Origin of the sequence: Allobosea sp. RAF48, from assembly GCF_052114025.1 — a bacterium.
Classification (GTDB): domain Bacteria; phylum Pseudomonadota; class Alphaproteobacteria; order Rhizobiales; family Beijerinckiaceae; genus Allobosea.
Genome location: NZ_JBFRDZ010000016.1, coordinates 33,974 through 56,268 on the forward strand (window position 1 = coordinate 33,974; position 22,295 = coordinate 56,268).

20 protein-coding genes are annotated in these 22,295 nt (G+C 67.3%); 11 read left to right on the top strand and 9 right to left on the bottom strand.

The annotated features are described in order from the left end of the window. Positions 1–322 precede the first annotated feature (322 nt). The 6 genes from AB4Z10_RS24660 (at position 323) to AB4Z10_RS24685 (ending at position 6,971) form a co-directional block, all read left to right on the top strand. Positions 323–2,065, top strand: a complete 1,743-nt coding sequence (locus AB4Z10_RS24660) for an alkaline phosphatase (protein ID WP_441473049.1) — start codon at positions 323–325, stop codon at positions 2,063–2,065. Between the two features lie 28 nt (positions 2,066–2,093). Beyond that, positions 2,094–2,561 (top strand): hypothetical protein, encoded by a 468-nt coding sequence (locus tag AB4Z10_RS24665; RefSeq protein ID WP_441473050.1) that lies wholly within the window; start codon positions 2,094–2,096, stop codon positions 2,559–2,561. Continuing rightward, on the top strand, positions 2,539–3,240 hold the full coding sequence (locus AB4Z10_RS24670) for an ABC transporter ATP-binding protein (protein ID WP_441473051.1): 702 nt from the start codon (positions 2,539–2,541) through the stop codon (positions 3,238–3,240). The genes AB4Z10_RS24665 and AB4Z10_RS24670 overlap by 23 nt, the downstream gene beginning before the upstream one ends. Next, positions 3,237–4,538, top strand: coding sequence for an FtsX-like permease family protein (locus tag AB4Z10_RS24675; protein ID WP_441473052.1), 1,302 nt, complete (start codon positions 3,237–3,239; stop codon positions 4,536–4,538). Before AB4Z10_RS24670 ends, AB4Z10_RS24675 begins: the two co-directional genes overlap by 4 nt. Before the next feature lie 180 nt (positions 4,539–4,718). Beyond that, positions 4,719–5,651, top strand: a complete 933-nt coding sequence (locus tag AB4Z10_RS24680) for an acetamidase/formamidase family protein (RefSeq protein ID WP_441473053.1) — start codon at positions 4,719–4,721, stop codon at positions 5,649–5,651. Positions 5,652–5,696: 45 nt separating this feature from the next. Then, a complete protein-coding gene (locus tag AB4Z10_RS24685) occupies positions 5,697–6,971 on the top strand; it encodes a M20/M25/M40 family metallo-hydrolase (protein WP_441473054.1) in 1,275 nt (424 codons plus the stop codon). Positions 6,972–6,974: 3 nt separating this feature from the next. On the opposite strand, the gene AB4Z10_RS24690 is transcribed toward AB4Z10_RS24685, so the two are convergent. From AB4Z10_RS24690 to AB4Z10_RS24710, 5 genes are all read right to left on the bottom strand, one after another. After that, a complete protein-coding gene (locus tag AB4Z10_RS24690; protein ID WP_441473055.1) occupies positions 6,975–8,012 on the bottom strand; it encodes an aldo/keto reductase in 1,038 nt (345 codons plus the stop codon). A 201-nt stretch (positions 8,013–8,213) separates the two neighbouring features. Continuing rightward, positions 8,214–9,044, bottom strand: coding sequence for an ABC transporter permease (locus AB4Z10_RS24695; RefSeq protein WP_441473056.1), 831 nt, complete (start codon positions 9,042–9,044; stop codon positions 8,214–8,216). Then, positions 9,041–9,877 carry an ABC transporter permease gene (locus AB4Z10_RS24700; protein ID WP_441473057.1) on the bottom strand — a complete coding sequence of 279 codons (837 nt, stop codon included), beginning with the start codon at positions 9,875–9,877 and terminating at the stop codon, positions 9,041–9,043. The genes AB4Z10_RS24695 and AB4Z10_RS24700 overlap by 4 nt, the downstream gene beginning before the upstream one ends. Before the next feature lie 184 nt (positions 9,878–10,061). Continuing rightward, complete coding sequence (locus tag AB4Z10_RS24705) at positions 10,062–11,192, bottom strand: ABC transporter substrate-binding protein (RefSeq protein WP_441473058.1); 1,131 nt, start codon at positions 11,190–11,192, stop codon at positions 10,062–10,064. A gap of 15 nt (positions 11,193–11,207) precedes the next feature. After that, the gene (locus tag AB4Z10_RS24710) at positions 11,208–12,275 is read right to left on the bottom strand and encodes an ABC transporter ATP-binding protein (protein ID WP_441473059.1); all 1,068 of its coding nucleotides are present in this window, start codon (positions 12,273–12,275) and stop codon (positions 11,208–11,210) included. 171 nt (positions 12,276–12,446) lie between these two features. On the opposite strand from AB4Z10_RS24710, the gene AB4Z10_RS24715 reads away from it, so the two are divergent. Further along, the gene (locus AB4Z10_RS24715; RefSeq protein ID WP_441473060.1) at positions 12,447–12,962 is read left to right on the top strand and encodes a hypothetical protein; all 516 of its coding nucleotides are present in this window, start codon (positions 12,447–12,449) and stop codon (positions 12,960–12,962) included. A 131-nt stretch (positions 12,963–13,093) separates the two neighbouring features. Here AB4Z10_RS24715 and AB4Z10_RS24720 read toward each other — a convergent pair whose 3' ends face one another. Both AB4Z10_RS24720 and AB4Z10_RS24725 read right to left on the bottom strand, forming a co-directional pair. After that, on the bottom strand, positions 13,094–14,884 hold the full coding sequence (locus tag AB4Z10_RS24720; RefSeq protein WP_441473126.1) for a chloride channel protein: 1,791 nt from the start codon (positions 14,882–14,884) through the stop codon (positions 13,094–13,096). Between the two features lie 115 nt (positions 14,885–14,999). Continuing rightward, positions 15,000–15,479, bottom strand: coding sequence for an Lrp/AsnC family transcriptional regulator (locus tag AB4Z10_RS24725; RefSeq protein ID WP_441473061.1), 480 nt, complete (start codon positions 15,477–15,479; stop codon positions 15,000–15,002). A gap of 100 nt (positions 15,480–15,579) precedes the next feature. Here AB4Z10_RS24725 and AB4Z10_RS24730 point away from each other — a divergent pair, with 100 nt between their 5' ends. The 3 genes from AB4Z10_RS24730 to AB4Z10_RS24740 are packed head-to-tail and all read left to right on the top strand — an operon-like array spanning position 15,580 to position 18,695. Then, on the top strand, positions 15,580–16,767 hold the full coding sequence (locus AB4Z10_RS24730) for a diaminopropionate ammonia-lyase (protein WP_441473062.1): 1,188 nt from the start codon (positions 15,580–15,582) through the stop codon (positions 16,765–16,767). Continuing rightward, positions 16,764–17,441, top strand: coding sequence for a glutathione S-transferase family protein (locus tag AB4Z10_RS24735; RefSeq protein ID WP_441473063.1), 678 nt, complete (start codon positions 16,764–16,766; stop codon positions 17,439–17,441). Before AB4Z10_RS24730 ends, AB4Z10_RS24735 begins: the two co-directional genes overlap by 4 nt. A 57-nt stretch (positions 17,442–17,498) precedes the next feature. Beyond that, positions 17,499–18,695: a multidrug effflux MFS transporter gene (locus tag AB4Z10_RS24740; RefSeq protein ID WP_441473064.1), complete on the top strand. Its 1,197-nt coding sequence runs from the start codon at positions 17,499–17,501 to the stop codon at positions 18,693–18,695. A gap of 185 nt (positions 18,696–18,880) precedes the next feature. On the opposite strand, the gene AB4Z10_RS24745 is transcribed toward AB4Z10_RS24740, so the two are convergent. Beyond that, complete coding sequence (locus tag AB4Z10_RS24745; protein ID WP_441473065.1) at positions 18,881–21,031, bottom strand: transglycosylase domain-containing protein; 2,151 nt, start codon at positions 21,029–21,031, stop codon at positions 18,881–18,883. Between the two features lie 266 nt (positions 21,032–21,297). On the opposite strand from AB4Z10_RS24745, the gene AB4Z10_RS24750 reads away from it, so the two are divergent. After that, positions 21,298–21,690 (top strand): DoxX family protein, encoded by a 393-nt coding sequence (locus AB4Z10_RS24750; protein WP_441473066.1) that lies wholly within the window; start codon positions 21,298–21,300, stop codon positions 21,688–21,690. Between the two features lie 234 nt (positions 21,691–21,924). Here AB4Z10_RS24750 and trxA read toward each other — a convergent pair whose 3' ends face one another. Continuing rightward, the gene (gene trxA, locus AB4Z10_RS24755) at positions 21,925–22,245 is read right to left on the bottom strand and encodes a thioredoxin (RefSeq protein WP_038366779.1); all 321 of its coding nucleotides are present in this window, start codon (positions 22,243–22,245) and stop codon (positions 21,925–21,927) included. Positions 22,246–22,295: the final 50 nt, after the last annotated feature.

Consider the following 22,295-nt stretch of genomic DNA (forward strand, 5'->3'; position numbering starts at 1 on the left):
GGTCACGCTCTCCGTCGCCAGCTTGAATGCGTAAGCCAGCGCGGCGAAGCTGATTAGGCCCAACATGCTGAAGATATCCATGCCTTCTCCTCGGTGAACAACCGGCAGCATGACTCGCTTCCCCTAAGACCGGGGCCGCTTTTTCCTTAAAATTGTCTGCAACGCCAATGGAACACAGGCCCCGCCCTGGCGCTGCCGGGCCTTGAGGCCGGGCGATCGACGGCTCCTCAAATCGCGCCGGCCAGTTCGCCAGTTTGATTAAACTGTCACATTCCGGACTTAGGCGGGGGGCCGCAGGCACGAGCCTTGGCGGAGAACCACAATGCGCGCATATCACTGGCTGGCGGCGGTCATCGCCGCGGGCGTAGCGGGAGGGTCCGCCGTTGCGCAGACCATCTATCCGATCGACCGTGCCGAGATCCTCGAGGGCTCGCGGTTCGACTTCAAGGTCGAATTCCCGAACGCGCCGACCTCCGCCGACGTGAACGTCACCGTCAACGGCAAGCCTGCCGCCGAAATCTTCGGCCGTCCGACCAACTTCATCCAGAGCGAGGAAGGCCAGAAGCACTCGGCGCTGTGGCTGCGCGGCGCTTCGCTGCCGGCCGGCCGCTATGTGGTGGAAGCCACGCAGGGCGGCAACAAGGCGACCGTGAACTGGGATGTCTTCGCCACCGCCCAGCCGCGCCGCGCCAGGAACGTCATCCTGTTCATCGGCGACGGCATGTCGGTCGCCAACCGTACCGCCGCCCGCATCCTCTCCAAGGGCTGGAAGGAAGGCAAATACGATGGCGAGCTCGCCATGGATGACATGTCCAACATGGCGCTGATCTCGACCTCCGGCACCGACTCGATCGTCACCGACAGCGCCAATGCCGCCCATGCCTACACCACCGGCCACAAATCCTGCGTCAACGCGCTCGGCGTCTACTGCGCCAAGAACGCCCTGACCCTCGACCATCCGAAGGTCGAGACCATTGCCGAGCTCGCCAAGCGCCGCACCGGCATGGCCGTCGGCGTCGTCACCAATTCCGAGATCGAGGACGCGACCCCGGCCTCCATGGTCGCCCACACCCGCCGCCGCTCGGACTTCAACGACATCGTCAAGATGTTCTTCGATGTGAAGCCCGACGTAATCATGGGCGGCGGTTCGCCGAACTTCCTGTCGAAGGCGACGCCGGGCTCCAAGCGCACCGACGAGCAGGACTTCATCGCGAAGTTCAAGGACGCCGGCTACACCCTCGCCACCACCAAGACCGAGATGAACGCGGCCGTCGCCGCGGGCCAGAAGAAGCTGCTCGGCCTCTACAACACCGGCAATATCGACGGCGCCTTCGACCTGCGCGTCACCAAGAAGGGCACGGTCTCGAAATTCCCGGACCAGCCGGATGTCGTCGAGCAGACCAAGGCCGCCATCGACATGCTGAAGGGCAATCCCGACGGCTTCCTGCTGATGGTCGAATCCGCCCGTATCGACAAGTACAGCCACTCCCTCGACTGGGAGCGCTCGGTCTTCGACACGATCATGCTCGACAACGCGGTCAAGGTCGCCAAGGACTTCGCCGGGGACCGCAACGACACGCTGATCATCGTCGTACCCGACCACGCCCATCCGATCTCGATCATCGGCACCTATGACGACGAGCGCCCCGGCCAGCAGCTGCGCGACAAGCTCGGCGTCTACGCCGACTCCGTGCCGCCGAACTACGGCCCGCTCGATGCCGAAGGCTATCCCACCAATGTCGACACCTCGCGCCGGCTCGCTGTGGTCTACGGCTCCTATCCCGACACCTGCGACACCGGCCGCCCCACCATGGATGGCGAGCGCGTTCCGGCCGTGAAGGGCCCCGACGGCAAGGCCAATATCGCCAACGAGAAGGACTGCACGGGCCCGCTCGCCACGCGCAAGGTCGGCAATCTCCCCCTCGACGCCAATAGCGGCGTCCACTCGGCCGACGACGTCATCCTGACGGCGATGGGCCCCGGCGCGGAGCGCTTCCGCGGCCACAAGCCCAACACCTTCGTGTTCCGCGTCATGTCCGAAGCGCTGGCGCTCGGCGGCAAGTGAACCGATGATCGGGGCTACGGAGGCATCCATGCGCCGGCGAAACCCCATTGCGACCATCACCCGCCGCGGGGCCGTGCTCGGCCTCGCAGCGGCGAGCCTTGGCCGGCAGGCCCGCGCCGCCGCCGAGATCCAGTCGATCTCCTTCGACGGGCTCTACAAGTCTTTCGGGGTTCTGGGCTTCCAGTTCTCCGACCGGGTCACGGCCCTGCGCGGCAAGGGCGTGCGCATGGTCGGCTACATGGCGCCGCCGCTGAAGCCGGAAAGCCACTTCTTCGTGCTGACGCGCGAGCCGCTCGCCATCTGCCCGTTCTGCCAGTCCGATGCCGACTGGCCCGTCGATATCGTCGTCGTGTTCATGAAGAGCGAGACGGCGATGGTCAGCGCCGGCCGCAAGGTCGTGGTGAGCGGGCGGCTGGAGATCGGCTCGGCGACCGATGCGGAGACCGGCTTCGTCAGCCAGATCAGGATTGCCGATGCCGGCTTCTCCCTCGCCTGAGGAGAGCGCGCAGCGGCTCGTTCTCGCGGATATCGCACTGGATCATCGCGACGGCGATGGACGGCCCTTCCGCGTTCTCGATATTCCCGCACTGGTGATCGAGCCCGGCGCCGCGCTCGGCATCAGCGGCCCGTCCGGCTGCGGCAAGTCAACGCTGCTTCACCTGATCGCCGGCCTCCTGCGTCCGGGCACCGGCTCGGTACGCTGGGGCGGCACCGAGGTCTCCGGCTTGCCGGAAGCGCAGCGCGACCGCTGGCGCAGGCAAACCCTCGGCTTCGTCTTCCAGGATTTCCATCTGGTGCCGGAGCTCGATGTCGCCGGCAACATCGCCTTGCCTGCGAGCTTCTCCTCCTGGCGCCTGGGCACGTCCGGCCGCGAACGCGCGATCGCGCTGGCATCCCGCGTCGGGCTGAAGGACCCTCACCGGAGGGCAGCGGTTCTCTCGCGCGGCGAGCAGCAGCGCGTCGCGATCGCCCGCGCGCTTTTCAACGCTCCGCGCCTGATCCTGGCCGACGAACCGACCGCCAGCCTCGACGCCGATCACGCCGACGGCGTCTCGGACCTGCTCGCAGAGACTGCGCAGGAGAGCGGCGCCACCCTGATCTGCGCTTCGCATGACCCGCGCCTGCTCGCCCGGCTGGCGCAGCGGCTCGATCTCAGGATGGGACACGCGGCATGAACCCCTGGCCGATGGTGCTCGCTGACCTGCGGGCTCTGCGCTGGACCGCGCCAGCCATCATGCTGCTGGTCGCGCTCGCGGTCGCCACCGGGATCGCGATCGGCGCACAGGAGCGGGCGCTGCGGCAGGGTTCGGCCAGGGCTGCCGACGATTTCGACCTGATCATCGGCGCGCCCGGCAGCCAGACGCAGTTGCTGATGTCGGCCGTCTACCTGCAGCTCGAAGCGCTGCCGCTGGTCGACGGGCAGGTTCTCAAGGCGCTCGCGCAGGACGAGCGCGTCGGGAACTTCGCCCCGGTCGCCTTCGGCGACGTCAGCCGCGGCTATCCCGTCATCGGCACGACGACCGATTTCGCGGGTCGCTGGGGCCGGATCAAGACGAGCGAAGGCCGGCTCTTCTCTGCGGAGGGCGAGGCCGTGCTGGGCGCCGATGTCGTCTACCGGCTGGGTGACACGATCGAGCCCTCCCACGGCGTCGCCGGCCACGCGCCCAAACCCGGCCAGGTCGACGAGGAGGAACTAGGCCATAAGCATGAAGGCCATGGCTACACGGCCGTCGGCCGGCTGCCGCGGCTCGGCTCTCCCTGGGACCGCGCTATCCTCGTGCCGATCGAGAGCGTCTGGGAAATCCACGGCCTCGGCAACGGCCATGCCACTGAGGAAGCCCGGAGCGATTCCCCGTTCTGGCAAGCCGGCTCGAACATCAACGACGGTCGCCGTCCAGAGGAAGCGCGGATCGGCCCGCCCTTCGACGCCAAGCGCGTGCCCGGCGTTCCGGCGATCGTGGTGAAGCCCAAAAGCGTAGCCGGCGCCTATGCCCTGCGCGCGCAATACCGGCAGGGCGGAACCATGGCCTTCTTCCCTGCCGAGGTGCTGGTCTCGCTCTACGGCGCGCTCGGCGACATGCGGGACATCCTCGTCGTCGCCTCCGCTTCCAACGCGGTGCTGATCCTCGCCAGCGTCGTGCTTCTCCTGATCGCCGTGAACGGGTTGCGCCGTCGGCGCTATGCCACGCTCAGAGCGCTCGGCGCCCCGCGTTCCTACGTGCTGCTGGTGACCTGGATCGGCACGATCGTCCTGATCGCCGCGGGCTGCCTCGCCGGGCTGCTGCTCGGCGTGATCGCGACCCATGCGATCTCGGGCCTCGTCGCGGCCCGCACCGGGCTTTCGCTCTCGCCTGCGATCGGCGCGGGCGAGCTCACGCAGGCGGGCCTGCTCTGCGTCGTGGGAAGCCTGCTCGCGCTGCTGCCGGCGGCGATTTCCTATCGAAGCCCGATCATCCAGGGCTTGAGAGACTGAGACCTTCGCAAGCGGAGCCCTGCGCTCCTGACAGCCGGCAACGGCACGCGAGCCTGACGCAGGGCGCCCCTTCGCCGGCGAGCGCTTCTCACGCGACCGGCGAGCCCCTACGGTCCGGTGCGCCAGGCGGTCGACGCCCCCGGCCACGATATCGACGCGAACCTGCTCCGGAAGGCTTTCATGGCGCGCCATCACTTCGTCCCGACCCGCTATTCGAACGTGATCGGCACCCTGCCGCCGGTTCTGGAGATCGCCAGCGGCGACAGCGTCGTCACCACCACGCTCGACGCCGCCGGCTTCGGCAGCGATGGCGAGCAGCACGCCCCGCGCGGCAACCCGATGACCGGTCCGTTCTTCGTCACCGGCGCCGAGCCGGGCGATGCTCTCCTCGTCACCATCGAGCGGATGACACCGAACCGGAAGACCGGCTGGACCTATTCGCCGCTGGCGCCGGGCGTGCTCGACCCCGGGATGCTGCACGAATTGCCGAAGCGCGAGCGCTACGAGTGGGCTGTCGATGCCGAGGCCGGCACGGTGAAGCTGCTGGAGCCCTCCGCCCGTATCAAGGACTGGAGCTTCCCGCTCGCCCCGATGCTCGGCTGCTTCGGCGTGGCGCCGGAGCGCGGCCAGGCGATCTCGACCGCGACAAGCGGCGCCTATGGCGGCAACATGGACTACCGGCTGTTCGGGCCGGGCGCGACCATCGCCTTCCCGGTCTTCGCGGACGGCGCGCTGTTCTTCCTCGGCGACGGCCATGCCTGCCAGGGCGATGGCGAGATCGCCGGCACCGGCGTCGAGACCTCGTTTGAGGTCGAATTCTCGGTGAAGCTCGTGAAGAAGCTCGGCCTGCGCTGGCCGCGCTGCGAGACTGAAACCGACCTGCTGGTGATTGCCGCCGGGCGCCCGCTCGACCAGCCCCTGCAATTCGCCACGACGGAACTGCTGCGCTGGGTCGGCGAGGATCTCGGTGTCGATCCGGTAGAGGCGAGCCATCTGCTCGGGCAGGCGGTGCGCTACGACATCGCGAACGTCTTCAACCCCGCCTATTGCGTCGCAGCCCGGCTGGAGAAGACCGAGCTGACTCGCCCGATGTCGCTGCTCGCCCGCGCCTGAGCACCTCTCAGCCCCTTTCGAAACGCCGACCAAGAAGATCGAGTCATGTCCAAGGATACCGCCGCCCTGAAGGCCGAGTTGCTTCAGGCGATCGATGCGCGTCGCGACGAGATCGTCGAACTGCTGCGCCGCTTCCTGCGCATCAAGAGCGTCAACCCGCCGGGCGACACGCGCGAGGCCGCCGCCTTCGTCCGCGAACTTCTCGACGCGGCCGGCGTGCCGCATCGCACGGAGGCCTTCGTGCCGGAGATGCCGAACATCATCGGCCGCTGGGAGGCCGGCAATCCCGGCCGCCATCTCATCCTCAACGGCCATATGGACATCTTCCCGGTCACCAACGAGAAGCTCTGGGAAGCCGAGATCGTTGACGGCAAGATCATGGGCCGCGGCGCCTCCGACATGAAGACCGGGACGCTCGCCTCGATCCTCGCCTATTGCCAGCTCTATCCCCATCGCGAGAAGCTGAGCGGCGCGCTGTCCCTGACCGTGGTCTCGGACGAGCAGTCGGGCGGGCGCTACGGCACCAAATATCTGTTCGACGAATTCGGCGACGAGATGGAGGCCGATTGCTGCCTCAACGGCGAGCCGAGCGGCCTCGCCAATCTGCGCTTCACCGAAAAGGGCACGCTGCGCTTCTCGCTCTCGGCCAAGAGCATCGGCGGCCATGGCGGCTACGCCCATCGCGCACGCAACCCGATCGCGGATGTGAGCCGGCTCGTGACCGCGATCTATGATCGCTACCATCTCAAGCTCGCGGCGCTGCCGCCGGAGATCGACGCGGTGCTGACCTCAGCGGAGACGATCGCGGCGGCCGACCTCAATCTCGGCAAGGGCGCGGGCGATGTCGCCCGGCGCATCACCGTCAATGTCGGCATCCTGCAAGGCGGGCAGAAGGCGACGCAGATCCCGACGCATTGCATCGCCCATTTGGACATGCGCATCCCGATCGGCTCCGACCGCGATGCGATCCGCGCCGATCTCGAAGCGCTCGCCCGCGAGGCCGATTGCGAGATGGTCGTCAATGAGGACCACAGCTACCCGGCGAGCCTCACCGATCCCTTCAGCGAGATGGCCAATATCCTGCGCGGCAACATCCGCGAGCTGCTCGGCCATGACGCGCCGCCGGTGTCGAGCCTGGGGGGCACTGACACCCGCTACTGGCGTTGGCGGGGCGTCCCGGCGCTGATCTGCGGCCCCTCCCCGATCAGCATGGGCACAGACGAGGAGCACGTCACCATCGACGAAGCCATCGCGGTGATGAAGCTGCACGTCGCCTGCGCGGTCGACTATCTCGGTTCAACCGGCGCGCCGGCCGCGTAAGGCTCAGGCCTCGGGGACCGGCGCCCCGTCGGCGAGCAGGCCCTGCGCCTTGAGATCACGCCAGAGCGCGGCCGGCACCGGCCGCGCAACGAGGTCGAGATTACCAGCGACCTCCTGCGGCGTGACGGCGCCGAGCACGATCGTCGCCACCGCCGGATGGGCGGCGCAGAAGGCGAGCGCCGCCTGAGGCAGCGCAACACCATGGGCGGCGCAGACCGCCTCGATCCGGGCGACGCGGGCCAGGATCTCCGGCGGCGCCGGCTTGTAGTTGTAGTAGGCGCCGGGCTTTGCACCGGTCGCGAGGATGCCGGAGTTGAAGACCCCGGCTAACATCACCGCGATCTTCTTCTCGAGCGCCAGCGGCAGGAACTCCGTCAGCGCGCCCTGCTCCAGCAGCGAGTAGCGGCCGGCGAGCATCATCACGTCGAAATCGCCTGATCGCGCGAAGCGCGCGCACATCTCGGCCTCGTTGACGCCGACACCGATCGCCTTGACCGCCCCGGAGGCGCGCAGCCTGTCCAGAGCGCGGTAGGCGCCGTCCATGGCCTCCGTGAAGCGCTGTTCCATCCTGTCGCCATGGGTCCAGACATCGACATCGTGGATCAGCAGGATGTCGATATGGTCGGTACCGAGCCGGAGCAGGGACTGCTCGAAGGAGCGCATCGCGCCGTCATAGGAATAGTCGATCACCGCGGGGTGCGGCAGGCCGCCGGCATAGCCCGAGCCGTCGCCTTTCGGCTGGCCGGCCTGCATCCAGCGACCCACCTTGGTGGAGACGATGACGCTCTCGCGCGGCACGCCGCGCAGCGCCGCGCCGATGCGATGTTCGGAGAGGCCGTGGCCATAGAGCGGCGAGGTGTCGACGAGGTTGATGCCGGCGGCCAAGGCGGCGCGGACTGTACCCTGCGCCGTCACCTCGTCGAGATGACCGTAGAGATCGCCGAGCGGCGCGCCGCCGAAGCCGATCAGGCTGGGTGAGAGACCTGCGAAGGAGCGGCCTTTCGGCAAGGTCCCGGGGGTGGAAACAGCGCCGTTCGACATCAGTGATCCGCCAGAGGTTGTAGCCAGTTTCCGTCAAGCCGAATCGTCATTGCGAGCGAAGCGAAGCAATCCAGGTGGACTGGGTCAAAGGTCTCACCCGGTCTCCCTGGATTGCTTCGTCGCTTCGCTTCTCGCAATGACGGCATGGCGAGGAGCGGCAGATTTGCGGATCGCCCTCAGGCGCGCAAGCCCGCCCTCGCCTCAGGCTCCGACCTTGGCGAGCACATCGGCCCGCAGGAAGCGCTCGATGAACAGCATGAACAACACCGAGGGCACCAGCAGGATCAGCGCCGTGATCGAGGCGACCTGATAGTTGCCGCCCATCGCCGCATTGTAGAGCAGCAGCGGCAGCGTGGTGACCTGCGGCACGCCGACGAAGAAGGTGCCGGTGAACTCGTCGAGCGATTCCAGGAAGACGAAGATGCCGCTGGCGATGATGCCGGGGGCTGCGAGCGGCAGCGTCACGGAAAAGAAGGTCTTGAGCGGCGGGGCGCCGATGTTGCGGGCCGCCAGCTCGAGATCGCGATCGACCGCCGCGAAGGCCGCGGCCGCGATCCAGACCGAATAGACCAGGCCGTGCGCGGCGTGGACGAGCACGACCGCGAAGACCGTGCCGTTGATGCCGAGCTGATAGAAGATGCGCGCGACGTTGATGTAGATCGCGACCGAGGGAAAGGCCTGCGGCAGTAGGAACACGACCATGAAGAGAGCGCGCGCCGGCAGCTTCAGCCGCGCTAGAGCGTAGCCGGCCGGGATCGAGAGCACGAGCGCGACGATGACCGTGAGCACCGCGATCCAGACCGAGGTGGCGAGCGAGGCCATGGCGTCGCCGGTCGGGCGGAAGACCTGTTCCCAGTAGCGCGTGCCGTAGACGACCGGCAGCTTGTAGGGCGTGTACCAGCGCTCGGCGACGGACCACAGCGCCAGATTGACCAGCGGCCCGATCAGGAAGAAGGCGAAGGCCGCGAGCGCGAAGGCCGCGAACAGCATGCGCAGGCCGGAGCCGGCGCGGGTCATGGCGTGCGCGGTCATCGTGCGCCTTCCTGCGACATGCCGCGCTTGAGGTAGATGATCGCCGCGCCGGCCGAGATCAGATAGGTGATGACGCCGAGCGCATTGGCCGTGGCGTAGTCGCCATAGGCATTGATGCGGAAGGCCATGTCGACGGTCAGCATGGTCGGCTGCGAGCCCGCCACCATCATCGGCACCGACAGCACCGAGAGCATCGTCACGAAGGAGAGGACGAGCGCGACGAGAAGCTGCGGCATCACCTGCGGCAGCGCGAGCTCGATGAGGACGCGCATCCGCGAAGCCCCGAGATTACGGCCCGCCTCCAGCGTGGCGCGGTCGAGCGCGGCGAGCGCGCCGGCGAGCAGCAGCGCGACGAAGGGCGTCTGCTTCCAGACGAAGGTGGCGATGATGCCGCGCCAGTCGAGGAAGCTCACCGCCTGCAGCGGTTCCATCAGTCCCATGGCGACGAAGGAATTGTTCATCAGCCCGTTCTTGGCGAGGAAGGTGCGCATGCACTGCGCCGCGACGATGAACGGGATGAAGAGAGGCCAGCGATAGAGCGCCTTGAGCGTGCCGACGATGAAGCGGTTCTCGCCCAGCGTCAGCGTGCCGGCGATGACGATGGCGGCGAGCCCCGTCAGCAGGCAGGAGGCGAGCACGATGACGACGGTGAAGAGGATGTCGCCGGAATAGAGCTCATAGGCCTTGGCGAAGGCCTGGAGCGAGAAGCCGCCGTCCGGCCCGGTGAAGGCCGAGATCAGCGAAAAGCAGAGCGGGTAGAGGAACAGCGCCGCGACGAGGGCGAGCCCGGGCGCGATCAGCAGCAGAGCGAGCTGGCGTTGGGAAAGAGACATCGAACCTGCCGGCTATACGCGAAAAGGAGAAAGGCGGTCATGGCCGGGCCGGAGAGGCCGTCATGGCCGGGCTTGACCCGACCATCTCAGCAACCAGAGCGAGCTGGTCACGAGATCCTCGGGTCAAGCCCGAGGATGACGGCGGAGGCACTCCGCGAATGACGGCCCTTCGAGAGAACGAACCTCAGTTCGCGACCTTCTTCTCGTAGCCCTCGAGGATGTCGTTGAAGTAAGGCGCGATCGGGAAGGGCTTGCCGTTCTTGGCGAGCTCGGCCGGCGTGACGTCGGTGAAGAGCTTGTCCCAGGCGGCCTTGTCGAGCTTCCCTTCGAGGTTCTTGGCGTCGATGCCCGGATACCAGTTGAACTTCTTGACGATGCCGTCGGCCTGGACCTGCGGGCTGGTGGCGAGCGCGATGAACGCCTCGGCCAGCTTCTTCTGGGCCGACTTCTCGGGAACGGCGTAGTACATCGGCTGGCCGGGCATGCCGGGCGAGACGAGCTTCAGCTTCATGTTCGGCGGCAGCTTGCCGTCGGCCTGCCAGGAATAGAACATGTCGACCCAGACCGGGCCGATCGCGATCTCGCCACGGTTGAGCATGTCGAGCGTGCCGGCGTTGCCGGGGGTGATGACGGCGTTCTTGTTGAACTCCTTCAGCTCCCCGAAGGCCTTGTCCCAGCTCGCCTTGGTGTTGGCGTCATAGGGGCCCTGGATCAGCTTGTCGGCGTCGCCGCCGAAGGCATAGACCCAGCCGGCGACGAAGGAGACGCCGGACATGCCGCCCTTGATGCCGTTATAGCCGAACTGCTTCGGGTTCTTCTTGGCCCAGTCGGCGAGCTCGGCGAAGGTCGCCGGCGGCGTCTTGACCATGTCCGCATTGTAGGCGAGCGCGGTCTGCGACTGGAACATCGGGATGACGTAGCCGGTCACGTCGGTGCCGAGAGCGTTCTTGGCGGCGTCGCCGGTGGCGAGCTTGGCCGTATCGACATTGGCCGTGTACTTGTTCAGCAGCCCTTCCTTGACCATCTGGCCGGCGGCCTTCTGGTGAATGACGAGCACGTCGAAATCGGTCGCGGCAGCGCCCTTCTGGGCGTCGAGCTTCTCGTAGATCTTCTGCGAGCCGGAATCGCCCGGGCCGGTGCCGACCGAGACGACCTTCACGCCCGGATGGGCCTTCTCGAACATCGGCCCGAGATAGTCCTTGACGTAGTCGACCATGTTCTGGTCGCCGGCGGAGGCGACGTTGAGGGTCTGCGCGGATAGCGGCGAAGCCACGATCAGCGCAGCGAGCGAGCAGGCAAGCGTGATAATGCGCATGTGTCTGACTCCCTGTCAGGCGGCGATCCCGGCCTCGGTCGCCGGGAAGATGTGAAGGCGCTGCAGCGGAATGCGCAGCCCAACCTTCGTTCCGAGTTCGTGACGGTCGGCGTCGTCGACCGTGATCTGGCGGCCGGCGGCTTCGACCTTGTAGCGATAGACGCCACCGGGATAGGCGCGCGCGGCGATGGTGCCGGGAACGACGAGCTGGCCGCCGGCAGCCGGGGCATCGAGCGCGTCGAGGCTCGCGACATCGTCGCGGAAATAGGCGAGCGTCTCGCCGGCCGGCAGCGCGGCAGCTCCTTCGCCCGCAAGGGTCGCGCGGGCTTCGCCGGCAGCGACGGAAGCCTGTCCCTCGCCGCGTTCGATGCGCAGCGGCAGCACGTTCTCCGCCCCCATGAAATTGGCGACGAAGGCGGTGGCCGGGCGATCATACACCTCTTCCGGCGTCCCGACCTGCGCAACGCACCCGGCCTGCATGATGACGAGCCGGTCGGCCATGGTCATGGCCTCCTCGCGATCATGGGTGACGTGGACGGCGGTGAGACCGAGCCGCTGCTGGATGGCGCGGATCTCATGGCGCATGGTCATGCGGATCTTCGCATCGAGGTTCGAGAGAGGCTCGTCGAGCAGCAGGATGCCGGGGTCGATCGCGAGCGCACGGCCAAGCGCAACGCGCTGGCGCTGGCCACCGGACAAGGCCGTGACCTTGCGGTTCTCGTAGCCGGCAAGCCCGAGGAAGTTCAGCATCTCGCCGACCTTGGCGGCGATCTCGGCCTTCGACTTGCCGCGCAGCTTGAGGCCGTAGCCGATGTTCTGCAGCACGGTCATATGCGGCCAGAGCGCATAGGACTGGAAGACCATCGCCATGCCGCGCTTCTCCGGCGGCAATCCCGCGACATCCTTGCCGCCGACGACGATCGAGCCGGAGTCGACCGGCACGAAACCCGAGAGCGAGCGCAGAAGGGTCGTCTTGCCGCAGCCGGAAGAGCCGAGCAGCGCCGTGAAGCTCCCCGGCGCGAAGTCCAGGTCGATGCCGTGCAGCACGCGCGTGCCGCTATAGGAGACCTTGAGCGCGCGCACGCCAATGGCCGCGCCACTACCCGCTCTGGCTTGCGTTTCTGGCTGCAAGGCGCCCACTCCCCACCTTCGTTTTTGTGTCCAGTGAATGGAATTTTTCTTCCATTCACTGGAGCGATTGAAATAAACATTACGTATGGGGCGCACTATGTGCAAGAGCTTTGTGAAACTTGGATGACAGCGCAGATACATTCTCTCTGGCTCATGGCGTCTCCCTCCGACGAGGCGATGCTGAGCGGTCTCGTCGGCGATTTGTCGGGGCGTTTCGGCACCCCGCTCTTCGCGCCACATCTGACATTGCAAGGTGACACGGCGATGCCGCCAGCCGCGCTGGCGCAAGCCATTGCAGCTGCGGCGGAAACGGTCTCAGCCTTCTCGGAGCCCGTGGCGTGCGTCGAGGGGAGCGAGGCCTTTTTCCGCTCCTTCTATGCCCGCTTCGTGGTCTCGCAGCCGCTGGCGAACCTCAAGCGCGCCCTCGATCCCGAAGGCTTCGACAGCTTCATGCCGCATGTCTCGCTGCTCTATGGACCTGTCGAGGCTGCGGCCAAAGCAGCTGCGATCGCGAAGGTGCACGCGCGACTCGCCGGCCGCGCGATCCATTTCGACCGCATCGGCATCGTGACCTCGGGGCAGGATATCCCGATCGCGGAGTGGCGGGTCGTCTCGCAGACAAGGCTGCGTTCGAGCTGAGTGACGGATTACCGCCGCCCGCCGTCATTGCGAGGAGCGAAGCGACGAAGCAATCCAGGAAGGACTGGGCTGAACCGTTCTGCCTAGTCCCCTGGATTGCTTCGCTCCGCTCGCAATGACGGTGCGCGGCGCTACTCGCCGGTCAGCTCGCGATTGCGGCGGCTGACCTCGTCGCTGTAGCGCTTGATCGCATGCGCCTCGCTGAGGATGCCGACGAGACGGCGGCTGTCGCGGTCGGCGACCACCGGCAGCGCCTCGCTCTCCGACTCGTCGAAGAGCTTCAGCGTGTCGCGCACCGACATGTCGGTCAGCAGCATGCGATCGCGATTGCGCAGCAGATGGCGGACGGTGCGCGGGGCCGGCTCGGCCGCCGCCTCTTCGTCGAGCCCCGGATCGGGCTCGTAGAGCGCGCCGGGCGGCACCATGCCGGCATAGGCATCGCCGGGGCCGATCGCGACGAGGTAGTTGGTGGAACCCGGCGGGTATTTCAGCCGCGCCTCGGCGATGGTGGCGTCGGCCGCGATTTTCGGCACCTCGATGCGCATCATGCTGCCGGCGGTGAGGTCGCGCATCCAGCCGATATCATGGGCGCCGCGGATGCTTTCGCCACGCAGGTGGAAGCGCCATGTCGCGAAGGAGAAGCCGAAGAGCCGGCGTGTCACCAGCGAGGCCGCGCCGGCCGCACCGACGACGGCGAGCGTCAGCTTGAGATCGCCGGTCATCTCGAGGGCAAGCAGGGCCATGGTCATCGGCCCGCCGACGACCGACACAGCGAGCGAGCTCATGCCGACCAGTGCAAACAGCGTCTCGTGACCGGCGAGGTTGGGGAAGGCCAGCGACAAAACGCCGATGAAGAGGCGCCCGGTCAGCACGCCGAGCAGCAGCGAGGCGAAGAACAGGCCGCCACGGAAGCCTGAGCCGATCGAGATCGAGGATGCCAATGCCTTGGCGAGAAGGACCAAGGCGAAGAACGCAAGATTCGTGTCGACCCCGAGATAGAGATTGATCGCGCCGTGACCGGCCGAGAACACCGACGGGCTCCAGATCGCCAGCGCACCGACGAGGAGACCGCCGAAGGCCGGCCTCAACCAGGTCGGGATGCGCGAACGCCGGAAGCCGGCTTCGATGAAGGCGGCGGCGCGCATGACGACGATGCCGGCAAGCCCGCAGGCCGCCCCAAGCATGACGACGAGAGGCAGGTCGGAGACGATGATCGGCCCGATCGGCGGCACCTCGACCGCGAGCAGCGAAGGCGCGAGCAGACTGTGGGTCACGGTCGCCATGAAGGTCGCGGCCATCACCGGCGCAAAGGCGGCGATCGAGTAGCTGCCGAGGATCAGCTCGAAGGCATAGAAGGCGCCGGTCAGCGGCGCATCGAAGGCTGCACCGATGGCACCGCCGGCGGCACAGCCGACCATCAGGCGCATATCGGCCCGGCGCAGGCGCAGGCGGCGGCCGATATGGGAGGCAAGCCCGCTCGCGGCCTGCGTATAGCCGGCTTCGAGGCCGACGGAGGCGCCCGCACCGCTGGAGCCGATGGTCTGGAGCGCGACGAAGACACTGTCGCGCAGCGACATCCGCCCGCCATGCAGCGCATTGGCCTCGATCGGGTCGACCGGCTGCTTGCGTCGGCGGAAGAACAGCCAGGACGCCACGCCAATTCCGAGACCGCCGAGGACAGGACCGACGAGCGCCCGCCAAGTCGGAATCGTCGTGGTGATCGACAGACGCTGGCCATGCGCCAATCCGAAGATGAGCTCATGCAGGAGCTGCGTCGTGAACGACATCGCCAGCACGATCAGCCCGGCGAAGACGCCAACCACGGAGGCCAGCACGACGACGCCGATATCGCTCGAGCGGATGAGCGCGCGCAAGCCCTGCGGCGCATCGCCCGCTCCGGCAGCTGCTGGGGTGGCTTTCACTGTGATCAAGGCAAGGCCCGTCAGGCTCGTTCGTCACATCCGTCCGCGGTCGCATATCGTCGCGGCCAGAACAAGACGCGCCGGCGATGCCGCGCCTGCGCCTGCTGCGGGACCGCTACGAAACGGGCACCGCAAGCCCCGTCTTCACCCGGTCCATCGCGACGAAGCTGCGGAACTTGCGGATATTGGGGTTAGCGAAGAAGAGGCGCCGTGTCAGCGCCTCATAGGCCGCCATGCTCGGCACCAGCACGACCAGCATGAAATCGACCTCGCCGGTGACGTAGTAGCACTGCTGCACCTCGGGCGCGGCGAGGAAGGCGGTCTTGGCGGCGTCGATGTCGACAGCCGTCTCGCTGACCAGTTCCACTTCGACGAAGAGCGTGATCGGATGGCCGAGCGCCGCCGGATCGACCACGGCGACATTGGCGCGGATGACGCCGCTCGCCTCCATCCGGCGGATACGGCGCTGCACGGCCGGCGCGGAAAGGTTGACGCGCTCGCCGATCACGCGCTGCGGCGTGGTGTTGTCCTGCTGCAGGACAGCGAGGATCGCGCGGTCGAAGGCGTCGAGATCGTAGACGGCTGCCTCGGGCATGGCGCATCCTGAGAAACAAACTTGCATAGGCCTGCCCGAAATCCAGCGCCTTTTTCGCCTCGCTTGCAATATCCATTCGTGAGCAAGCACCGAGGTCGCCATGTTCCTGCTCAACCACCACCCCGACTATCGCTCTGCCCTCCATCCCGACGATGTCGAGACGCTCGGCCCAGCCGGGGCCGATGCGATCGAGGCGCATCTCGCCCAGCGCCAGAACCATGTCCCGACGCCGCTGCGCAGCCTGCCCGGCCTCGCCGCCGCGCTCGGCATCGGAGCGCTCTTCATCAAGGACGAGGGCCAGCGCCTCGGCCTCGGCAGCTTCAAGGCGCTCGGCGGCGCCTATGCGGTGATCCGGCTCGCCTTGGAGGCGGCCTCCGAGAAGCTCGGCCGCCGCCTTGGCGATGCCGACATGAACGACCCTGCGGTCCGCGCCGTGGCGGCTGGGATGACCTTCGCCTGCGCCACCGACGGCAATCACGGCCGCTCGGTGGCGCAGGGCGCGCAACTGCTCGGAGCGAAGGCGGTGATCTTCGTCCATGGCGGCGTCAGCGACGAGCGCGTCGCCGCGATCGCCCGCTTCGGCGCCGAAATGGTGCGCGTCGCCGGCACCTATGACGATTCCGTCGTCGAGGCCGCCCGTGTCGCGACCGAGCGAGGCTGGACCATCGTTTCCGATACGTCGTGGGAAGGCTACGAGCGCATCCCCGGCCTGGTCATGCAAGGCTACACCGCCATTGCACGCGAGGCGCTGGCGCAGATGCCGGCGCAGCCGAGCCATGTCTTCGTGCAGGCCGGCGTCGGCGGCATCGCTGCCGCGCTCGCTGCGCAGATGCAGACCCGTTTCGGCGATGAGCGACCGTTCTTCACCGTGGTCGAGCCGTCGCGGGCAGCCTGCATCTTCGAGGCGGCGCGGCAGGGGCGGCCGGTCAAGATCGCCCATGGCGCGCCGACCGTCATGGCGATGCTCGAATGCTACGACCCCTCGCCGCTGGCCCTGCGCGTGCTCTACCGCGCCGCCGACGCCTTCCTGACGGCGGAGGATTCCGATGCCGTCGAGGCGATGAACCGCCTCGCCCGCCCGGCCGCGGGCGATCCAGCCATCGTCGCCGGCGAAAGCGGGGCGGCTGGGCTCGCCGGCTTGCTTGCGGCCCTGCGCAACCCGGAAACGCGCGCCGCGCTGAAGCTCGATGCCTCCTCGCGCGTCTTCCTCGTCAACACGGAAGGCGCGACCGACCCGGCGCGCTATGCCGAGCTCGTGGGCCTCGAACCGGCCGAGATTGCAGCATGACCGCATCGGCGCACGCCCCGTCCGAGCGGCTGACGCTCTATTCGCAGAGCCATTCGCCCTATGCCCGCAAGACCATCGTCTTCGCATATGAGGCTGGCATCGCCGATCGTCTCGACATCATCGACCACGAGACCAGCCCGACGAACCGCAACGCCGCGGTGTTCGCGGTCAATCCGCTCGGCAAGGTGCCGGTATTGATCACGCCGGAGGCAGGCGCGGTCTTCGATTCGCTGGTGATCTGCGACTATCTCGACGGGCTGCATGCGGGGCGGAAGCTGATCCCCGCGGCCGGGGCCGAGCGCTGGCAGGGGCTGCGCCTTCATGCCGTCGCGCAAGGGCTGTGCGATGCCGGCATCGCACTGCGCTGGGAGATGCTGCGCCGGCCGGAAGCTCTGCGCTACCCGCCGCTCCAGGAAGGCCAGACCGCGAAGCTCCTCGAATCCTATGACCTGCTGGAGCGGCAGGGGCCGTTCGACGGCCCCGCCGATATCGGGCAGATCGGATTGGCCACGGCGCTGGCCTGGCTGGAGTTCCGCGCGCTGCCGGATTTCCGGGCCAAACGCCCCCGTCTGACGCGCTGGTACGAGGAATTCTCGCAGCGCTCCTCGATGCGGGCGACCGCCTATCATGGCGAGACTCAGGACGGCCCGGCGCCCGTCGCCATTGCCGGATGACCGGCTGACGTCGTAGCAGGGGCGCGCGGCCGGTTCCGGCCGCGCCGGAGGCCGCCCATGAAGCTTCGTCCCGATACGCTGGCGATGACCGCCGTCCTCGCCATGCTGACGGCGCTCGGCCCACTCTCCACCGATTTCTACCTGCCGTCCCTGCCCGAGATCGCGCGGGTGATGGAGACGGATGTGGCCGGCGCCCAGGCGACGCTCTCGTCCTTCCTGTTCGGCTTCGCCGCGGGGCAGATCTTCTGGGGGCCGCTTTCGGACCGGCTCGGCCGCAAGCCCGTCCTGCTCGCTGGCCTTGGCCTTTTCACGCTGGCGACGTTGGCCTGCGCGCTCGCTCCCTCGATCGGAGCGCTGACATTCGCGCGGGCGCTGCAGGCGCTCGGGGCATCGGGTCCGATCGTGCTCGGCCGCGCCATGGTGCGAGACCTCTATGACGGCGCGCGCGCCGGACGCGAGCTCGCGCGGATGGGCATGATCATGGGCCTCGTCCCCGCCGTGGCACCGGTGATCGGCGGCGTGCTGCAGGTCGCCTTCGGCTGGCGCTCGACCTTTGTCGCCTCCCTCGCCTTCGGGCTGGCGCTGGCCATCGTCATCGTAACGGTCATGCCGGAGACGCTGCGCGTGCGCTCGCCGCAGCCGCTTTCGCCGATCGCGATCTTCCGCGGTTTCGGCGTGCTGCTGCACAACCGCGCCTTCCGCGTCTATGTCGCGCTCACCGCGCTCGCTTATGCCGGGCTCTTCGCCTTCATCTCCGGCTCATCCTTCGTGCTGATCGGCGTCTACGGGCTCACCCCGGTCGAGTACGGCTTCTCCTTCGGTTTCGGCGTGCTCGGCTACATCACCGGCACGATCATCGCCCAGCGGCTCGTCGGTCGGCGCAGCATGGACGAGGTGATCTCGCTCGGTGTCGCCTGCCTCGCCGGGGGCGGGCTTGCCATGCTGGTCGGCGTCCTCACCGGCTTCGGCGGGGCGGCAGGCGTCGTGGTGCCGATGGCGCTCTATGCCTGCGGCGTGGGGCTCACCATGCCGCAGGCTCAGGCCTCGGCAATGATGCCCTTCCCGGACCGGGCCGGTGCGGCCTCGTCCTTCAACGGCCTGTGCCAGATGCTGCTCTCGGCCTGCGTCGGGCTGCTCGTCGGCCATCTGCTCAAGAACGCGGCGCTGCCGCTGCCCCTGGTAATGTCTACGCTCGGCGTCGCCGCCCTCGTGCTGTTCCGGGCGACGCGGGCCATCCGCGCGGCGAAAGCTTAGACCGCCCTGCGTTGCAACAGCACCACGCCGTCTTTCCGGCGCTTCGCATCAGCGAGGAGCCCGGAACCATAACCAACGGTTCGAGCAGGATGACGCGGCTCGTTCGCAGGCTTTTCCTGAACCGCCTGCGGATATGGGTTCCGGGCTCGGCCCTGCGGGCCGCGCCGGAATGACGGTGCAGTTCTTCAGCCGCCGAAGAGCCGCTCGAAGAAGTTGCGCTCCTGCGGCGCCGGCTTCACCCAGGCGCGATCCGAACTGGCGGGCTGGGCCGGCGCGGGGGTGCCGGCATCGGCCACCGGCGCACCGTCGCCGAAGATCGTCTTCGGCGCGCCCTGCCAGAAGCCGCCGGGCAGCGGAATGGGCTGGGCGCCGGCATGGGCGGCCTTCATGTACTTGCCCCATATCTCGCCAGGCAGCCCGGCACCGGTGACGCGCTTCATCTTCGAATTGTCGTCATTGCCGACCCAGACGGCCGTGACGAGTTTGGCGGTGAAGCCGACGAACCATGCGTCGCCGTAATCCTGCGTCGTGCCCGACTTGCCGCCGACCTGCCAGCCCGGGATGTTGAACTTGCTGCCGGTGCCGCCGTTCATCACGCCGTTGAACATCGTATCCATCATCGCGAGATATTGCGGCTGGATGACCTGACCGAGGCCCGCGGCCTTGCGGGCATAAACGACCTTGCCGCTGGTCTGTCGCACTTCGCGGATGACATAGGGCAGCACCGACTGGCCGCCATTGGCGAAGGTCGCGTAGGCAGCTGTCATCTCCAGCGGGGTCACCTCCGACGTGCCGAGCGCCAGCGACAGGTTCGGCTGCAGAGCCGAGCTGATACCGAGGCGCTGGGCGGTGCGGACGACCTCCTTGGGCGTCACCTCCTGGATCAGCCGGGCGGACACCGTGTTGAGCGAATGCTGCATCGCCGTCGCGAGCGTCACCGGTCCGCGGAAGGTGCGCGAATAGTTCTCCGGTTCCCAACCCTTGATCGAGACGGGCGAGTCGTCGCGGATCGTGTCGGGCGTCATGCCCTTCTCCATCGCCGTCAGATAGACGAAGGGCTTGAAGGAAGAGCCCGGCTGGCGCCGCGCCGCCGTGGCGCGGTTGAACTGGCTCTTGGTATAGTCGCGCCCGCCGATCAGCGCGCGGATCGCGCCGTCCGGCGCGAGCGAGACAACCGCGCCCTGCGAGGCATTGAGCTTGGCGCCTTGTGCCGAGAGCGCATCGACCAAGATCGTCTCTGCCGAGCTCTGCAGCTTGGTGTCGAGCGTGGTGAGCACGGTCACATCGCCCTCGACCGCGCCGATGAAGTCGTCGAGCACGTCCATGACGTAGTCGGCGGCGTAATTGACCGAGCCGGCGCCGACACGCTCCGGCACCTCGGCAGGCGCGGTCAGCGCGGTCTTGGCCGCAGCCTGCGTGATGAAACCCTGATCGGCCATCGCGGCAATGACGAGCTGGGCGCGCTTCTCGGCAAGATCGGGATTGCGGTTGGGCGCGAGCCGCGACGGCGCCTGGACGAGGCCGGCAAGCATCGCCGCCTCCGCGATCGTCACCGAGCGCGCCGACTTGTTGAAATAGCGCTGCGCCGCGGCCTCGACGCCATAGGCGCCGGAGCCGAAATAGACGCGATTGAGATAGAGCTCGAGGATCTGGTCCTTGGTGTAGGTGCGCTCCAGCCAGAGCGCCAGGATCGCCTCCTGGATCTTGCGGGCGGCGGTGCGCTCCTGCGTGAGGAACAGGTTCTTGGCGAGCTGCTGGGTCAGCGTCGAGCCGCCCTGCACGCCGCCGCGGCCGCGCAGATTGGTGACGAGAGCGCGGCTGATGCCGATCGGATCGATGCCGAAATGCTCGTAGAAGCGCCGATCCTCGATCGCGACGAAGGCCCTGGGCAGATAGGGCGGGATCTCGCCGATGGTGATGGTGCGCCCGCCGGTCTCGCCGCGATTGGCGAGCAGCGAGCCGTCGGCGGCGAGGATCGCGATGTTCGGCGGCCGCTTCGGCACGGTGAGCTGATCGATCGGCGGCAGCTGCGAAGCGTGATAGGCGATGAAGCCACCAAGACCGATGGCGCACCACAGGCCGAGCACCATCGTCCAATAGAACAGCCCGCCGAGCAGCGAGCGCCGCCGGCGGCCGCGGCGCTTGCCGCCACCTCCTCCGCCGCTGCGCTTGTTGCGCACCGGCTGGCTGCGCGGCTGCGGACGCGGCGCAGCGCGGTGACGGTGAAGCGGGCGATCGTCATCAGAAACGCGCATGTCGAAATCATCGCGGCTTGCGCCGCTCTCGTCGTCGAAGGACGGCTCGCGCCGCTCTCCCCGTTTGATCCGGTCGTTCATCCTGTCCCGTTTCGGCCGACACACCGCCTTCGCAATGCGGTCAGGTCACACAGGATTCAAACATGGCGCTTTTAAGGGACGGTTAAGGGTGCGATGCGGCGGCGAAGGCACAGTCGTCGCGAGAACGTGATCAAACTTGCAAATGCGCAAACGAAATCGTCATCGAGCGGGATATTGCGCAAAATCGGAAGCCCTGCCTAAAACCCGGACGGGAAACGCGCAGGAACACATCGCCACTTATTCGTTTTCGTCGACAGAGGACCCAGATGAACTCGCTCAATCGCTATGCGCCGCATGTGCTCGGCCTGCTGCGTATCGTCACCGCACTGATCTTCATCCTGCACGGCACGCAGAAGCTCCTCGGCTTCCCGGCCCCGCCGGCCGGCGGCGTGCTGCCCCCGGCCTTTACGCTCATGTGGTTCGCGGGTGCCCTCGAACTCGCCGGCGGCCTTCTGATGCTCGTCGGCTTCCAGACCCGGATTGTCGCCTTCGTCCTCTCCGGCCAGATGGCCTTCGCCTACTGGATGGCGCATGCGCCGAAGAGCCTCTACCCGGCACTCAACGGCGGCGACGCGGCGATCCTCTACTGCTTCGTCTTCCTCTACTTCGTTTTCGCCGGGGCGGGTGCCTTCGCGATCGACAAGGAAAGCCGCGCCTGAGAACCTGAATTCAAAAGCCGTCGAGCCCCTTCCCACGGAGCCATCCCGGCAGGAACGGCGTCTCGAAGGATGCTCCAGGAAGCGATCGAGACATCAGGAGCGCCCTCCGACACGGCCTTTGATCCCCTCAGGACGAGGTCTTGGCCCCGGCCAAACCACCGGTCCAAATCGACGAATCGAAAAGGCCCGCTTTCCACCGAAAGCGGGCCTTCTTCATAGGGGACGCGAAACGGCTCAGACTGCCGCCGAGATCCAGCGCGACAGATCGCTCTTCGGCGCAGCGCCGACCTTCTGCGAGGCGAGCTTGCCGTCCTTGAACAACATCAGCGTCGGGATCGAGCGGATGCCGAACTGCGCCGGGATCTGCTGATTCTCGTCGACATTCATCTTGACGATCTTGACCTTGCCGTTGAGCTCGGTCGCGATTTCCTCGAGCGCCGGGCCGATCATGCGGCAGGGGCCGCACCATTCCGCCCAAAAATCGACGACGACCGGCTCGGACGACTTCAGGACGTCGGCCTCGAAGCTCTGATCGGTTACCTTGCTCGTTGCCATGACTGGCCGCCTTTCGGTTTTCAACGGGCGGCAATGCCGCCCTTCGCCAG

Bases quoted from the DNA above. Each gene is read 5' to 3' on its own strand.
- AB4Z10_RS24740 (WP_441473064.1), top strand. From the start codon at position 17,499: ATGAAGCTTCGTCCCGATACGCTGGCGATGACCGCCGTCCTCGCCATG.
- AB4Z10_RS24715 (WP_441473060.1), top strand. From the start codon at position 12,447: ATGACAGCGCAGATACATTCTCTCTGGCTCATGGCGTCTCCCTCCGAC.
- AB4Z10_RS24705 (WP_441473058.1), bottom strand. From the start codon at position 11,192: ATGCGCATTATCACGCTTGCCTGCTCGCTCGCTGCGCTGATCGTGGCT.
- AB4Z10_RS24700 (WP_441473057.1), bottom strand. From the start codon at position 9,877: ATGTCTCTTTCCCAACGCCAGCTCGCTCTGCTGCTGATCGCGCCCGGG.
- AB4Z10_RS24690 (WP_441473055.1), bottom strand. From the start codon at position 8,012: ATGTCGAACGGCGCTGTTTCCACCCCCGGGACCTTGCCGAAAGGCCGC.
- trxA (WP_038366779.1), bottom strand. From the start codon at position 22,245: ATGGCAACGAGCAAGGTAACCGATCAGAGCTTCGAGGCCGACGTCCTG.
- AB4Z10_RS24745 (WP_441473065.1), bottom strand. From the start codon at position 21,031: ATGAACGACCGGATCAAACGGGGAGAGCGGCGCGAGCCGTCCTTCGAC.
- AB4Z10_RS24725 (WP_441473061.1), bottom strand. From the start codon at position 15,479: ATGCCCGAGGCAGCCGTCTACGATCTCGACGCCTTCGACCGCGCGATC.
- AB4Z10_RS24660 (WP_441473049.1), top strand. From the start codon at position 323: ATGCGCGCATATCACTGGCTGGCGGCGGTCATCGCCGCGGGCGTAGCG.
- AB4Z10_RS24665 (WP_441473050.1), top strand. From the start codon at position 2,094: ATGCGCCGGCGAAACCCCATTGCGACCATCACCCGCCGCGGGGCCGTG.
- AB4Z10_RS24680 (WP_441473053.1), top strand. From the start codon at position 4,719: ATGGCGCGCCATCACTTCGTCCCGACCCGCTATTCGAACGTGATCGGC.
- AB4Z10_RS24675 (WP_441473052.1), top strand. From the start codon at position 3,237: ATGAACCCCTGGCCGATGGTGCTCGCTGACCTGCGGGCTCTGCGCTGG.
- AB4Z10_RS24730 (WP_441473062.1), top strand. From the start codon at position 15,580: ATGTTCCTGCTCAACCACCACCCCGACTATCGCTCTGCCCTCCATCCC.
- AB4Z10_RS24750 (WP_441473066.1), top strand. From the start codon at position 21,298: ATGAACTCGCTCAATCGCTATGCGCCGCATGTGCTCGGCCTGCTGCGT.
- AB4Z10_RS24695 (WP_441473056.1), bottom strand. From the start codon at position 9,044: ATGACCGCGCACGCCATGACCCGCGCCGGCTCCGGCCTGCGCATGCTG.
- AB4Z10_RS24670 (WP_441473051.1), top strand. From the start codon at position 2,539: ATGCCGGCTTCTCCCTCGCCTGAGGAGAGCGCGCAGCGGCTCGTTCTC.
- AB4Z10_RS24685 (WP_441473054.1), top strand. From the start codon at position 5,697: ATGTCCAAGGATACCGCCGCCCTGAAGGCCGAGTTGCTTCAGGCGATC.
- AB4Z10_RS24735 (WP_441473063.1), top strand. From the start codon at position 16,764: ATGACCGCATCGGCGCACGCCCCGTCCGAGCGGCTGACGCTCTATTCG.